Source organism: Bradyrhizobium sp. P5_C11_2 (assembly GCF_054049755.1).
In genome coordinates, this window is the sequence record NZ_JBFULT010001014.1 from 1 (window position 1) to 1,343 (window position 1,343).

Here is a 1,343-nt window from a genome sequence, read left to right on the forward strand (position 1 = left end):
GCCATGGAGACGCCGAAGCCGATCGCGGCGCCGAGCGCGATCAACTGCCCCTGATTGATCTCGCCGGTCGTGGGCCGCACGATGACGATCACGCCGACGAGGCCAAGCACGATCGCGGCGATTTTCCACGATGTCATGCGCTCGGACAGGAAGCTGGCGGCGAGGATCGCGGTCCAGATCGGCATCGTGAACTCGATCGCCACGACCTGGCCGATCGGAATCAGCGTCAGCGCGAAGAACCAGCCGAGCTGTGAGACGTAGTGGATCAGGTTGCGCACGATGTGCTGCGGCAGGCGCGTGGTCTTGAGCGTTGTGAAGCCGCCGGCGCGCCGGATCATCGGATAGAGCAAGCAGAGCCCGAGCAGCGAGCGCACCTCCTGGACCTGGAAGACGTTCATCTCGCGCACGGCCTCGCGTCCTGCGACCGCCATGACCAGCGTCAGCGACAGCCAGCCGGCCATCCACAGCGCAGCCATCGTTTTGGACGGAGGAGTGGTCATCGGTGCAAGAGGCAGGAGGGCAGGATTGCAAGGGGAGGCCGGTATCCGCGACATCGGCACGGTTTGCAACGGCCAAAACTGCGGATGCAGCGATGCGCGGCTGCGTGCTAAGGGAAGGCCAGCGAGCGAAACGGGAGAAACAGCTCATGCGCGTCTTGCAGCCGGACKAATGGAAAAAACCGCGCGGCTTCTCCCATGGCGTCGTGGTCGAGGGGCCGGGCCGCTGGGTGGTGCTGGCCGGGCAGACCGGCGGCGATGAGGCGGGCGACTACGCCCCTGACATGGCGGCGCAGGTCGGGGCCGCGCTGAAGCGCATCATCAAGCTGCTGCGCGAGGCCGGCGCCGGCCCTGAGCATATCGTACGCCTGACTTGGTACCTGACCAGCCGCAGCGAATATGAGGCCGCGGGTGCCGGCATCGGCGCGGCCTGGAAGGAGACGCTGGGGCGCAATTTCCCGCCTTCGACGCTGCTCTATATCGGTGGCCTCGTCGACGACCGGGCCAAGGTCGAGATCGAGGTGACGGCGTTCGTTCCCAGCGCATAAAAAAACGATCCGACGCGGGGCGCCGGATCGTTTGTGATGTGGCTGTATCGGCTTAGCGCGACAGCGAGATGTTGGCGCCGCGGAACTGGCTGTCCGCGCGGATCGTGACGGTCTGCTTGCTGCCGCTCGTCTTCAACCCGATGTTGGCGTTGAAACCTGCGGTCGAGGCGACCACCTCGAAATTTCCCCCGCCGCCGCGGCCCTGGAGCGAGCCGCTGATATTGCGGCTGGCTTCGCTCCAACTGCCGGTGATGGCGTTGCCTTCGGCCCGGACGTTGGCGCCGAGGTTGAACTTGTA

At 65.7% G+C, this 1,343-nt stretch carries 2 protein-coding genes and 1 pseudogene; 1 reads left to right on the forward strand and 2 read right to left on the reverse strand.

Translation table 11 applies throughout. The features are described from left to right. Nucleotides 1-500, reverse strand: a 500-nt coding sequence (locus ACXJL8_RS41240) for a DMT family transporter (RefSeq protein ID WP_456687057.1), incomplete at its 3' end; no start/stop codon positions are given. Nucleotides 501-646: 146 nt separating this feature from the next. On the opposite strand from ACXJL8_RS41240, the gene ACXJL8_RS41245 reads away from it, so the two are divergent. Further along, entirely contained in the window at nucleotides 647-1,045 is a 399-nt protein-coding gene (locus tag ACXJL8_RS41245) for a RidA family protein (protein ID WP_456687058.1), read from the forward strand. A 52-nt stretch (nucleotides 1,046-1,097) separates the two neighbouring features. Here the strand turns inward: ACXJL8_RS41245 and ACXJL8_RS41250 are convergent. Further along, a pseudogene (locus ACXJL8_RS41250) lies at nucleotides 1,098-1,343 on the reverse strand (hypothetical protein); the annotation flags it as partial.